The organism is Pantoea sp. GABEPS69, assembly GCF_045780835.1.
GTDB classification, from domain to species: domain Bacteria; phylum Pseudomonadota; class Gammaproteobacteria; order Enterobacterales; family Enterobacteriaceae; genus Pantoea; species Pantoea septica.
Window position 1 is genome coordinate 39151 of the sequence record NZ_CP118619.1, and the last position, 13354, is coordinate 52504.

Genomic DNA, 13354 nt, shown 5'->3' on the forward strand with positions numbered 1-13354 from the left:
GGACGATCCTTATTCAAGCCACAGCAGGGCGTCGCCCGGGCTCACCGGACGTCCCGCCTGGCAGGCGATGCGTTTCACCGTACCGGCCTGGGGCGCGACGATTTGAAGTTCCATTTTCATCGCTTCCACCACGATCAGCGTCTGGCCGCTTGCCACCCTGTCGCCCGGCTGCACCAGTACTTTCCAGATGTTGCCATTCATGTCGGCGCACACCGCCAGCGCCTCGTCATCGACTTCGGCAACCGCCAGCGTCTCTTCGCTGGTTAGCGGCGCGTTCTGCTCTTCCTGCGTCCATAGCGTGACTTCGCGCTCAAACGCGTCGCTCTGGCGCTGGCGGAAGGCGCTAATCGACGCTGCGTTTTCTGCAAGGAACTGACGATGGGCGGCGAAATCGAACAGGGTTTCTTCGATGCGTACGCTGGCGCGCCCCTCGCGGAAGTCATCGCGCAGCCGGGCAAGCTCCTCTTCGCTGACCGGATAGAAGCGCACCTGATCGAAGAACTGCAGCAGCCATGGCTCATCCGCCGCGAACTGATCGTTCCTGAGGAATTTGTTCCAGATCGGCAGCGTGCGGCCCACCAGCTGATAACCGCCGGGCGAGTCCATGCCGTAGATGCACATATACATGCCGCCGATGCCTACCGTGCCTTCGGCGGTGAAGGTGCGCGCGGGGCTGTATTTGGAGCTGAGCAGACGATGGCGCGGATCGATGGGTACCGCGCAGGGCGCGCCCAGATAGACGTCGCCCAGGCCAAGGATGAGGTAGCTGGCGTCAAAAATCGTATCGCGCACCGCTTCGCGGCTCTCCAGCCCGTTGATGCGCTGAATAAAATCGACGTTGTTGGGCAGCCAGGGCGCGCTGGCGCGCACCGTCTCTTTATAGCGCGCCACGGCGCCGAGCGTGGCGCTGTCTTCGAACGCCATCGGCATCCAGACAATGCGCGACGGCACTTTCAGCTGGCTGACGTCGCCGAGTCCAGCTTCCAGCTCCAGCAGCAGATTCATCAGCTGCTTTTGGCTGAGGATCAGGCTGTTATAGCGCACCTGCAGCGATCGCACGCCGGGCGATAGCTCCTCCACGCCGGGCACGGCGCGCTCGCGTAGCGCCTTCATCAGCAGGTGTACGCGCAGGCGCAGCGCCAGATCCAGCACGTTATCGCCATATTCGATCAGCACATATTTGTCGCCAGCCTGGCGATAGACGGCGGCCGGCGTGGTTTCGGTAGCGGGCAGCGCCGCCAGCAGCGTCGCGGAGCCGAACCCGGTGGCCGCTAAAGACGGCACCGCAAAGGTCGCGGCGTGATGGCTGCGAAGGGTGGCAACGCACTCTGCCTGCGCTTTTTCCAGCGCCGCCGCCTCTTCTACGCCGATCGGGTGGAAGCGAATGCGATCCCCCGGTTTCACCTGGCCCACTTTCCACAATTCGGCTCTGGCGATGGTCACCGGGCAGACGAAGCCGCCCAGGCTGGGGCCGTCGTGCGTCAGGATCACCGGAAAGTCGCCGGTAAAGTTCACCGCGCCAATGGCGTATTCGCAATCGTGGACGTTAGAGGGGTGCAAACCGGCTTCGCCGCCGTTGGCGCGCGTCCAGGTCGGTTTCGGCCCGACCAGGCGCACGCCAAGACGGTTGGAGTTGTAGTGCACCTGCCAGTCGCTGGAAAAAAACTCGTCGATAGCGGCCTGGGTGAAAAAGTCTGGCGCGCCGTGCGGGCCGTAGAGTACGCCGATGCGCCACTCGTTGCCGTAATGCGGCACCAGCGCTTGATCCAGCGCCTGCGGCGCGCTGACCGGCGCGGGTGTGGTGCAGGCCGCCAGCCGCGGCTGGGAGATCGGCAGCATATCCGCCACGCGCAGCGTACGTCCGGCATGGCCGCCAAACTGGCCGAGCGAGAAGGTGGAGCGGCTGCCCAGGTATTCCGGCACGTCGAACCCGTTGCGAACCGCCAGATAAGTGCGGCAACCGCTCTGGGCGCGGCCTATGGTCAGGGTTTGCCCGGCTTTCACCTCAACGGGCTGCCAGTAGGGCAGACTCACGCCATCTAACGCAGCCGGGCAGCTGGCGCCGGTCAGGGCAATCACCGCATCGCTGTGGAAACGCAGCGTCGGCCCCTGCAGCGTAAACTCCAGTCCGGCGGCGCTCTCGTGGTTGCCCACAATGCGGTTGGCGAGGCGGAAGGCGAAATCATCCATCGGGCCGGAGGGCGGTACGCCAATATCCCAGTAGCCGAGACGCCCCGGAAAATCCTGAATGGTGCTGAAGGTGCCCGGCTGCAGCACTTCAATTACGCTGGCGGACGGAGTAAAGCCGTCAAGAAAGCGGGTCCACACCTGACCGCTGCGGAACGCCTCGGTGGCGACGACTTGCCGCAGATAGTCGAGATTGGTGGCGATGCCGTGCAACTGGGTGGCGTCAAGCGCCTGCTGCATCTTCGCCAGCGCCGCTTCGCGCGTCTCCGCATGGACAATCAGTTTGGCGACCATCGGATCGTAAAACGCCGAGACTTCTGTGCCGGTGTCGATCCAGCTATCCACGCGCACCTCATCCGGGAAGACAACGCCGGTAAGCGTGCCCGGCGCGGGCTGAAAGTTTTTCAGCGGATCTTCGACGTAAATGCGCACTTCAATCGACGCGCCGACAGGCGCCTGTTGCAGGCGCGCCCAGTCAAGGGCGTCGCCCGCCGCGACCTGGAGCATGCACTCCACTAAGTCGAGGCCGGTGACGCATTCGGTCACCGGATGTTCCACCTGCAAACGGGTGTTTACCTCAAGAAAGTAGAAGGCGTCCTGTTCGGCGTCATAGATATATTCAACGGTGCCTGCGCTGCGGTAGCTAACTCGCTCGCCCAGGCGCACCGCTGAGGCCAGCAGGGCGTCGCGCGTGGCCTGCGGAAGATGGGGCGCCGGGGTTTCTTCCACCACTTTCTGGTTGCGGCGCTGTAGCGAGCAGTCGCGCTCGCCAAGGGCGATCACTTTGCCGCTGCCGTCGCCGAAAATCTGCACTTCAACGTGGCGCGCGCGATCGATGCAGCGCTCCAGGAACACCCCGGCATCGCTGAAGAACTGCTCGCCGAGGCGGCGCACGCTCTCCCAGGCGTTGCGCAGCGCCTCCTCGTCGGCACAGCGCGTCAAACCGATGCCGCCGCCGCCGGCCGTGCTTTTCAGCATGACCGGATAGCCGATGCGCGCGGCGGCGTCGATCGCCTCCTCCAGGGCGTTGAGCAGCGGCGTGCCGGGCGTCATCGGCACGCCGGCCTCAGCGGCCAGTTCGCGCGCGCGATGCTTCAGGCCAAATTCGCCAATCTGCTGCGCCGTCGGGCCGACAAAAGCGATGCCCGCCGCTTCGCAGGCTGCGGCGAACGGCAGGCTTTCCGAGAGAAAACCGTAGCCGGGCCAGATCGCTTCCGCGCCGCTCTCGCTGGCGGCGGCGAGAATTTTATCGATGCGCAGATAGCTGTCGGCGGCTTTATCGCCGCCGAGCGCGATCGCCACGTCCGCTTCTTTAACGTGGCGCGCGTTGCGATCGGCATCGGAGTAAACGGCAACGCTTTTCACGCCGAGGCGCTTCAGGGTGCGAATCGCGCGGCAGGCAATTTCGCCACGGTTGGCGATCAAAACGGTGCTGAACATGGTTATTTACTCCCCTGAGAGGCGAGCCAGCTGCGCCAGCCGCCGAATTCGGTGATCTCCAGCGCCTGCGTCAGCGCCGCCGGTTCACAGATGAAGCCTTTTACGACGCGGCCGTCGGCGAGGGTCAGCGAGCCGATGCCGAGCGGCGCCGGGATCTCGGCCACGAATTCGCCGAAGCGCGCCAGCGGGATATCCCACAGCTCGACTACGATCGCCGCGCCGCTGTCGCCGCGCAGCAGGCCCGGCTTTTTGATCGGGCCGTCGAGCAGGGCGAAGAGGCGATAGTTGCTGGCGGTTCGCGTCTCTTCTACCCAGACCGCGTTACGGGTGGTGAGCTGGAAATTGAGCGGCATGCCGGTGAGATGCGCGCCAACCACCGCGACGCGCACGTGATCGGCAGAGAGCGGTAGCGGGGCATGCTGGGCGCGCGGCGGCTGGCCGGTGGCGCCAGGGGAGAGCGCCATCCGCTGCTGCCAGCGCAGGCCGAAATCGGCGAGGGCGCGATCCTGCCAGGCGGGCGCAATGAGCGTAATGCCTGCAGGCAGGCCATCGTCCCGGAAGGGGCCTGGCAGGGCTAAGGCGCTGAGATCGGCGAGATTAGTGAAGTTGGTATAGGTGCCGAAGTGCGAGTTAAAGCGCACCGGCTCCTGCTTCATCTCTTCCAGAGTGTGAATGGTGGGCGAGGTCGGCACCACCACGGCATCGAACTGCGCCAGGGTTTGCTGGATCTGCCGCGTCAGTTCGGCGCGCAGATATTCCGCCTGATAAGCGTCGACGGCGCTATATTTCAGCCCGCTGCTGACGATGCCGTACACCACCGGATCCATCTCTTCCGGGCGGTTGATCATCTCGCCTACCGCCGCGGTGCGTTCCGCCACCCACGGACCGTAGTAGAGCTGCTCCGCAAGCTGGTGGAAGGGGGTGAAATCGATCGGATGCAGCGTGGCGCCGCCCGCCTGCAGCTGCTCCAGCGCACGTAGCCAGGCCCCTTCAGCCTGCTTGTCGCCGAAAAATTCCGGCGCGGCGGGAACGGCGAAAGCGGGCTGCGCCTTGAAGCTGGCAGGCGCGGTGCGCGGGTTGTGGCGCGAATAGGCGTCACCGGCGTCATAGCCGCCTGCGGCGGTGGCGACCGCAAAAGCATCTTCCACCGTTAAGGCAAAAACGGAGACGGTGTCGTTAAGGCGGCAGGCGGGCACTACGCCGCTGGCGGAGAACCAGCCTTTGGTGGGTTTAAGCCCGACGATATTGTTAAAGCCCGCCGGCACGCGGCCGGAACCGGCGGTATCGGTGCCGAGCGAGAAGCCGACCAGGCCGCGCGCCAGCACCGAAGCAGAACCAGAGCTGGAGCCGCCGCTGACATAATCTGGATTAAAAGTATTGCTCACCGCGCCGAATGGAGAGCGCGTGCCGACTAAGCCTGTCGCAAACTGGTCGAGATTCGTCTTGCCGATCACTACCGCGCCCGCCGCTTTTAACTGCGCCACCACAAAGGCGTCCGCGTCGGCGGTGTAGGTGAAGGCAGGGCAGGCGGCACTGGTGGGCCAGCCTGCCACATCGATATTGTCTTTCACCGCAAAAGGCACGCCAAACAGCGGCAGCGCAGTCGGATTACGCAGATAGCTTGCCAGCAGCGGTTCGATTTGCGCCTGTAGCTGCGCCGGGGTAGCGAGATAAAGCCAGGCGTTATCCTGCTGATCGATAGCGTCGAGGTGCGCAGTCAGCAGCGCACCGATGCAGTGCGGGTCCTGCTGGTAGCGGTGTTGCCACTCCTGAAGCGTGAGTCCGAAGGTTGAGGCCATGAGTGAATTCCAACTGGTATACAAGATGGAATTCCTCGAGCAAAATGCATGCCATTTGCTAATGGCATGAATCTACTGGCTATTTTTTTCAGCGCTGCGCGCTCAACCTCATTACCTGACGTGTCGTGGTGCAACGCAGCACCGGCTTAAAGCAGAAGAACTGTTGAAGCGGCGTTAAATCGCAGGATAGTCGCCGTAGCCGTCCGGCCAGGGCGTCAGCAGGTCAAATCCGCTTTCCGTTACCGCCAGGGTATGTTCCCACTGCGCTGAAAGCGAGCGATCTTTGGTGACCACCGTCCAGCCGTCCGAGAGCACGCTGGTGCCCGCTTTACCGGCGTTGATCATCGGCTCAATGGTAAAGATCATGCCAGGCTGGAGCGCTAAACCTTGCCCGGGCGTGCCGTAGTGCAGGACCTGCGGCTCATCATGATAGATCTGACCGACGCCATGGCCGCAGTAGTCGCGCACCACGGAGAAACCGGCGCCTTCCGCGACGCGCTGGATCGCTGCGCCGATATCGCCCAGCGTCGCGCCCGGCTTCACGGCGTGAATGCCCGCGACCAGCGACTGATAAGTGATATCCACCAGCCGCCGCGCGCGCACTGAGGGTTCGCCGACAAAGTACATACGGCTGGTATCGCCGTACCAGCCATCTTTAATCACGCCGATATCAATATTGACGATATCCCCTTTTTTCAGCCTTTTGACCGAGGGAATGCCGTGACACACCACGTGATTGACTGAGGTGCAGGTGGTGCGCGTGTAGCCCTGATAGCCGATATTGGCGGGGATCACCTTTAGCTCGTTAACGATAAAATCGTGGCAGATGTCATCCAGCTCTTCCGTGGTGACGCCAGGCTGCACGTGCGGCGCAATCATCGCCAGTACCTGCGCCGCCGCATGGCCCGCCGCGCGCGCCAGCTCGATCTGTTCCTGAGTGTGGATCTTTACGCTTCTGTTCACTGCGCTTCTCCTTGTGGCAGGCGTTCGGCAGGGGAGATGAGCTGACGCAGGTCGCTACCGTGCTCCAGTTCGACGCGGATCAGCAGCTGCGCCAGCTCCTGCTGAGTAAAGTGGGGATAGAGCTCCGCCAGCATGCCCAGCTTAAGCCAGTGTTCGGCTTGCGCGTTGATGGAGCGGCTCATCGCCTGACTGGCGATACGCAGATTTTCATGCATCAGATCGGATATTTTGACAATGCCCATGCGTGGCCTATATGAAACGTATATGGTTTGTATATAGGTTACTCTTTGCGGGTTGATGTGCAAGGAGAATGTATAGTTGCTTCACCATGGCACATCTCCTTTTTAACGTGGGGCGAGAGATTTTGGGTCACTTAACGCCTTTTATGGCTTGGCAACTGCTGCGTAAAACTGTCGCGTCTTTACTTTATTGTCAGATACGGAATATGCGATATCTGAAGAGTTTAGAGGCGGGTAGGGAGAGAATTTTTCGACTCTGATTTAGTGTGTTGCGGAAGGCGCCTGCGTGAAAGTAGATGTCTGCTTTGAGCGAAAAGCGGATATTAGCAATGAATGATTTATGGTTTTTTCATTTCTCCAACGAGCCAAGCCCTCAGCCGATTTCGCTAACCGAAGTAAAGGTTGTGTAGGAAAGCTTTGCTGAAGTTAGATTGTGACAAAAAAGTCAGTGACAACTGAAATGAATGAGGTATCTGCCATATTGTGATTCGATGACAAACTCGTCGTGTTGGGAGCCATACCACACTGGTGGGCTAGTGATGAGGCTATAGAATAGTGCATTACCTGTCATTTCAATGAGAGCATCTATGAAATTACCCAGGATATTCTGCTTCAATGAGGATGGCAGAAGCTGCATGTCTTCATGTTCAAAAAACCATATTGCCACTGTTTCCATAACTATTTGTTGAGAACATTCTTTGAGTTGTGGGTGCCAGTATGCGGCCGGAAATTTATTTGTAATAGATGAGTGATACATCGCCAAAGAAGACAGCATGCTGTCGCTTTCCTCAAGTTTAACCACAAAATAATCAGATATACGATTTGCCGCATCATTCATACAACCTACAGCGCGCATAAACCCTGTGAGTCGTTCCGCATACTTATCCATTTTTCCCTCTTTAAGCGCGTTGCCGTACATGAATTCATGAACAGGACTTCATTATTGATAGTAATCTTTCAGAGACATTGCAGCATATCTGTAAGTTCACGTATTAAACAGCGTGCGAGAACATTGAATCCTTTAACAGCTTCAGACTGATTAAAATACGCTGTTTTAACAACGTCCGCTCCTGGCACAGAGCAGACATATAAGAAAGGTAAGGTCCGCTATAAGCGAAAAGCGGATGTTAGCCTTTCACGCTATCAAACTACAGGGCACCTGATTTTCTGAAAGAAAAAAGCACTTCTCTGAGATGACAGAAAAGCGCTGACGAGCTTTCGAAAGAGACCTGCTAAGCTTTCTCAGTTTTTTTAGTTATGAAGGCAGATCACTTGCCCGAAACAGCCATTATCCTGCAGGTCCATGATGACCAGGGCAGCACAATCCTCCGGAGCCTGAGCAATAAGTTCTCCCCTTGCATCCCATGCGGCGCTTTTTCCGACCGGTTTCCAGCCACCTGACGGGCCACAGTAATTGGCCATCAGCGTGGGCATTGCGTAAAGTCTGGCGTAGCTTTGCAGCTGTCCTGAATCTTTATCAAACCCGCCGGCGCTCAAAACGGCATTCAGATAGACTTCAGCACCCTGCTGCACCGTGCGTTCTGCATGTACGGGCTGTCCTGCATCTGCGCATATGGCTATGCCAACATTAAATGACCTTTCCTTAAACACGCACTCCGTATCACCCGCTGAAAAATAATCGGACTCTCCCGGATGGAGGTATATTTTTCGGTAACAGAAAACGGGCCGTTTTGATGAAATCACACATGCACCAATAGCCGGTTTTCCATCTTTAACATGCAACGGTGCGCCTACAATAATTGTCATATCGTACCTGTCAGACAATACCTGAAGTGGGTGCAGACAGCTTTCATCAGCCAGTGCCACTTCTTCAGCCATTTCTGGTTCATAACCCGTCAGAGAGAGTTCAGGAAAAAAGATGAGGTTAACGCCTGCCGATGCCGCAGACTCAATCAACATTTCGTGATAACGCATATTCTCATCAATACAGCCGCGCGCTGGCGCAAACTGTCCTGCTGCGATTCTTAACCTTCCTTGAATAGAGTCCATGCTTTCTCCCGTGCTGTTTTTTTAAAGTTGTCAGTTACTCTACGAAAATGAAGACTGCCTGGCTCAGCCTTCGCGCTGAGGCGAATTCAGGCTGATCCAGCGCGCTATTTTCTCCCTGCTGTCATCAGTTGCTGGATTGAATAGCATCATTGTCAGATCCGGCCTCCCTTCAACAGAAAAGGTGGCAAACTCCAGCGCAACTCTCCCGATTTGAGGATGATGCAGCACCTTTAACCCTTCCCCATGCCCGGCAACATCGTTGTTGCGCCAGAGGCGGGCGAAGTCAGCGCTTTGTGCTGACAGCTCCTCAACCAGCCGATCGATTTCCTCTGAAGCGCCAAGGCGCGCGGCATCCGCTCGAAAGGCATTGACGATGAGCCGGGCCACACTCTCCCAGTCGTCCTGCATCTCCAGCGCCTGCGGGTCGGTAAAAAGCAGGCGCAGAATATTGCGCCGCGCGGGCGGGAGCAGCGCATAATCCTTCAGCACAACCGACGCAGGGTGATTCCATGCCACCACATCCCAGGTGGCGGTTTTGATAATTGCCGGAATCGTCAGGCTTTCCAGCATGCGTTGCAGTCGTGGGGTTATGTTGCGGGACGGACTGACCCGGTTTTCCGGAGGATGGCCAAACGCGAGTATAAACAGATGATCGCGTTCGGGAGAAGTAAGTCGCAGTCCGACAGCAATGCGGTTTAATACCTCGCGCGAGGGGGCGCCCCCGCGGCCCTGCTCAAGCCAGGTATACCAGGTCGGACTGATATTCGCGAGCTGGGCCACTTCTTCGCGGCGCAGGCCCGGCGTACGGCGGCGGCCGGGCAAGAAACCAAACGAAGCTGGGTCAAGTCCCAAACGACGGGCCCTTAAAAACTCACCCAGCGGATTTTCAGAAAGCAGTGTCATAGATTAGCCTGTTAATGTTTATACACTGAAAATGTCACTACTTTAATAGTAAGAGAGCCGCGCCTACGCTGTCGCCGTCAATCACTCAGGAGACAGACTATGCGTATTTTTCTAACGGGTGCAACGGGCTTTATTGGCTCACGTCTGGTATCGGTCCTGCTGGCAGGCGGTCATCAGGTCGTCGGGCTGGTGCGTTCAGAAGAAGCCGCCCGGCAGTTAGCCGATCGGGGCGCAACCGCTCAGCACGGAACGCTGGAAGATCCACTGGCGTGGCTCGCAGGCATTGATCAATGCGATGCCGTGATCCACACCGCCTTCGATCATGATTTCAGCCGTTTTGCGGAGAATTGCGAGAAAGATCGCCGGGTTATTCGTGCTATTGGCTCTGTGCTGCAGGGCAGTCAGCGCCCGTTATTGATCACCTCCGGAACTGGAATGGGCGATGACGGCAGTGGCCAACCTGCTCTTGAGCAAAATTTTAACCCGGCACACCCCAACCCACGTGTAGCCTCTGAGCTTGAAGGTTCCCAACTACCGGAATCGGGGATCGATGTCAGGGTGGTGCGTTTGCCTCAGGTTCACAATACCGAACGCCAGGGATTAATCAGCTATTACATCGCGCTTGCCAGGGAAAAAGGCGCGGCAGCTTATATTGGTGAAGGCGAAAATGCCTGGTGTGCGGCACACGTGGATGACGTGGCCGGACTGTATGTAAAGGTGCTTGAGCAAGGCGAATGCGGCAAACGCTATCATGCGGTAGCCGAAGAAAGCATTGCCTCACGGCTGATTGCTGAAACCGTGGCGACAGGCCTGGATATTCCCGCCGTTTCGCTGAAACCAGAACAGGCCGCGGAGCATTTCGGCTGGTTCGCCGCTTTTGCAACGATGGATCTGCGTGCCAGCGGTGCCTGGACGCGCCAGCAGCTTAACTGGCAGCCCAAAGGGCAGGGGCTTATCGCTGATTTGAGCCAAATGAATTTTTAAGCCAGCCTCAGACCCGGCGCCTGTATCGGCTTTTGCCTTAACCGGCTGCGGATCTTGCGGAAGTCTGGATGACACGCAGGCTCGATCGGCGAATCGACGCCAGGCGCAACAAGTTGTTCTTGTAAACAGCACTCTGATGATTGTTACCTTACTGCATGGATATGTAAGAGAATCAATAAGCTGCTCGATAAAACAGACATTTATCCTCAATGCCTGTTATCACGGCGGCGCCGATACCTCTGCTATGACATTAAGCAGACAGGCACGTAGGCTAATGTCCGCTTTGAGCGAAAAGCGGACATGCGCACTTCTTGTCAGTAGACTACATCGTGCTCGTCTGACTTATTTCAACAGCAGTCGTATTCCCAGAAGGGCCATAACGCCTCCGCTGAGTTTATCTAAAAATTTACGGTATCTAATGTAAGCCTGACGTGGCCCGTCAGTTGATAATAAGCATGCAACGACTGCATACCAGAGCACATCAATAACGAATGCCATTGTGGGCAGAATGATGTACATAACAGGCTGAATATTTTTACTAAGCGCTGCGGAAAAAATACTGGCAAAGACCAGTGCAGTATGCGGATTGCTGATTTGCGTAAATACGCCTGTCATAAAAGCTTTTGAGGCGCTGACTTCCTCTGAACCGGCAGAATCGTTGAAACGATTTGAAGGACGGCGGAACATTTTCAACGCCAGCCATAAAAGATAGCAACCGCCTGCAACCTTCAGGCCCGTGTAAAGGGATGGGACCAGAGTCAGCAGGGTATGAAGACCTGCTAAAGCTATGACAGCAAAAATAAACGCACCAAAACCCATACCTGCAGCGACAGATAAAGCCGCCCGTCTGGAACCGGACATGGCCGTTCGTGCCACGAGAAGAAAGCTGACACCCGGGCTCATTGCGCCAAAAAGGATAGCTACGCCAATAGCAGAAAGCGCAATCAAATCACTTGTCATTCATCTTCTCCATCAATAATCAGTGTCAGACAGCTCCCTCGTTGTGCGAACTGCACACCCCATGAACTGCTCCCGGTTAACAACATAACATGATGCCAGTAATGTCCGCTCCTGGCATAGTGCTGCTGTTGCAGCCCTCACAGGCCAGACTTCGATTGACGCCGATACTTCCAGAGCATCATCTGCTTCAGTGCCACGGAAACGTACTCTGCTTTCAAGTTTTTAGTGATCAAAAAGTAAGTGAATTATCCGAAGATTCTTTTTTATAGATCAGATATGGCTTGGTTCTGCGCATTTAATGCGTACTGGAGAGCGTCTTACCGAGGCCCAGCTTCCCGATCCATTCATGAAAAATACGGTTATATTGTCTGGTTGAGATGTGTCGTGAAGAACCAACGCGTGACGGGAAAAGGTAGTCGTTATCCAGAAGCTTAACTGGCTTTAATAGGGCGAATGGATTTTTCAGATCGCGCAAATCCGATGCAACAGGCTGTAGCTTTCCAGGATAGAGCATCAGGTGAAGCAGGCAGAACGTTAACAAACGGGCTCAGGCTGAAAAACGCTAAGTATGAAAATGGCTCTCCCGGCTCGCAGGAGAGCAACAGGCTCAGGCAATCAATATTGCCCGGATATCATTTACGTTGGTTAGCGTCGGGCCGGTGATCAGCAAATCATCTAGCGCGTGAAAATAGCTGTAGCTGTCATGTCCATTAAGAGAATTAACCGCATTAAGGCCGCGTATTTTGCCGCGTGTCAGCGTGTCCGGGAAGACCATCGCGCCCGCTGCATCTTCCGTACCGTCAATACCATCACTGTCGCCGGCGACTGCCCAGATACCCTGTTCACCCTGCAATGCGCAGGCAAGGCTGAGCAAAAACTCGGTGTTGCGCCCCCCTTTTCCTGGCTGACCGTTGCTGACCGTTACGGTGGTTTCACCCCCCGACAACAGCAGAGCAGGGGCGGGAACCGGGTGCCCGTACTGCTTCACTGACCTGGCGATACCGGCCATAACCACGGCTACTTCACGGCTTTCACCTTCTATCGCATCGCCCAGAATAAGCGGCGTGAGTCCGTGATTGCGTGCGGCTACCGCAGCTGCCTGCAAAGCCAGCGCAGGGGTAGCGATTAGCCTGACTTCGCCGTTCGCTACGTTTTTCACCGGGCTGGCCGGCTGGTTTAGCAGGTCGCGAACAGCGTCAGGGATCGCGATGCCGTAGCGCTGCAGTACCTGGAGCGCATCATGCGGCATACTGTGGTCGGCAACGGTGGGGCCAGACGCTACGTCTGCCGGATTATCGCCCGGCACATCACTGATAATCAGTGACACGATACGGGCCGGTTGCGCCAGCATCGCCAGCTTGCCGCCTTTCACCGCGGAGAGGTGACGACGTACCAGATTCATCTCTTTGATGTTGGCGCCACTGTGTAGCAGAGAGCGGGTGATTTTCTGCTTATCGGCCAGCGTCAATCCCGGGGCGGGCAGCGCCATCAGCGCAGACCCCCCACCGGAAATCAGCGCCAGCACCAGATCATCCGGTGTCAACCCGCGCAGGGCCTCCACAATCAGCATGGCGGCCGTTTCACTCATGGCATCTGACACGGGATGCGCCGCCTCGATAATGCGGATGCGACCCGCGGGCACCGCGTGACCATAACGCGTCACTACCACGCCTGACAGATCCACATCCGGCCAGGCCGCATCCACCGCTGCCGCCATCGCTGCCGAAGCTTTTCCGGCACCGATCACCACGCAACGACCGCGTGGCTTTTCCGGCAGATTCGGAGGGATCACCGGCCCGGCGCGGGCGCTGTCGACAGCCTGCTGAAAGATATCCTGCAGGATCGCTGCGGCCTGTTCATTTTTCATGG

Annotated in this window: 10 protein-coding genes and 1 pseudogene; 1 reads left to right on the plus strand and 10 read right to left on the minus strand. The window is 57.5% G+C overall.

All coding sequences use genetic code 11. The features are described 5' to 3' along the window. Positions 1-9: 9 nt before the first annotated feature. The 7 genes from uca to PVE98_RS20100 all read right to left on the minus strand — a co-directional run bounded on the left by uca (position 10) and on the right by PVE98_RS20100 (position 9541). Positions 10-3627, minus strand: coding sequence for an urea carboxylase (gene uca / locus PVE98_RS20070; protein WP_313618871.1), 3618 nt, complete (start codon positions 3625-3627; stop codon positions 10-12). A 2-nt stretch (positions 3628-3629) separates the two neighbouring features. Then, a complete protein-coding gene (atzF, locus tag PVE98_RS20075; RefSeq protein WP_096074133.1) occupies positions 3630-5426 on the minus strand; it encodes an allophanate hydrolase in 1797 nt (598 codons plus the stop codon). Positions 5427-5600: 174 nt separating this feature from the next. After that, positions 5601-6389, minus strand: a complete 789-nt coding sequence (gene map / locus PVE98_RS20080) for a type I methionyl aminopeptidase (RefSeq protein WP_033748303.1) — start codon at positions 6387-6389, stop codon at positions 5601-5603. Next, the gene (locus PVE98_RS20085) at positions 6386-6631 is read right to left on the minus strand and encodes a ParD-like family protein (protein WP_033790797.1); all 246 of its coding nucleotides are present in this window, start codon (positions 6629-6631) and stop codon (positions 6386-6388) included. Before PVE98_RS20085 ends, map begins: the two co-directional genes overlap by 4 nt. 442 nt (positions 6632-7073) lie before the next feature. After that, positions 7074-7547 carry a hypothetical protein gene (locus tag PVE98_RS20090; RefSeq protein ID WP_313618873.1) on the minus strand — a complete coding sequence of 158 codons (474 nt, stop codon included), beginning with the start codon at positions 7545-7547 and terminating at the stop codon, positions 7074-7076. Between the two features lie 332 nt (positions 7548-7879). Next, positions 7880-8638, minus strand: a complete 759-nt coding sequence (locus PVE98_RS20095; protein ID WP_033748314.1) for a carbon-nitrogen hydrolase family protein — start codon at positions 8636-8638, stop codon at positions 7880-7882. 63 nt (positions 8639-8701) lie between these two features. Beyond that, on the minus strand, positions 8702-9541 hold the full coding sequence (locus PVE98_RS20100) for a helix-turn-helix transcriptional regulator (protein ID WP_096074132.1): 840 nt from the start codon (positions 9539-9541) through the stop codon (positions 8702-8704). 99 nt (positions 9542-9640) lie between these two features. Between PVE98_RS20100 and PVE98_RS20105 the strand changes: the two genes are divergently transcribed. Next, a complete protein-coding gene (locus tag PVE98_RS20105; protein WP_096074131.1) occupies positions 9641-10525 on the plus strand; it encodes an SDR family oxidoreductase in 885 nt (294 codons plus the stop codon). A gap of 342 nt (positions 10526-10867) precedes the next feature. On the opposite strand, the gene PVE98_RS20110 is transcribed toward PVE98_RS20105, so the two are convergent. The 3 genes and pseudogenes from PVE98_RS20110 to PVE98_RS20120 form a co-directional block, all read right to left on the minus strand. Next, entirely contained in the window at positions 10868-11485 is a 618-nt protein-coding gene (locus tag PVE98_RS20110) for a LysE family translocator (protein ID WP_033748320.1), read from the minus strand. A gap of 147 nt (positions 11486-11632) precedes the next feature. Beyond that, positions 11633-11906 (minus strand): annotated as a pseudogene (locus PVE98_RS20115) (integrase); the annotation flags it as partial. 186 nt (positions 11907-12092) lie between these two features. Further along, positions 12093-13352, minus strand: a complete 1260-nt coding sequence (locus PVE98_RS20120) for a glycerate kinase (protein WP_096074130.1) — start codon at positions 13350-13352, stop codon at positions 12093-12095. Between the last annotated feature and the right edge of the window lie 2 nt (positions 13353-13354).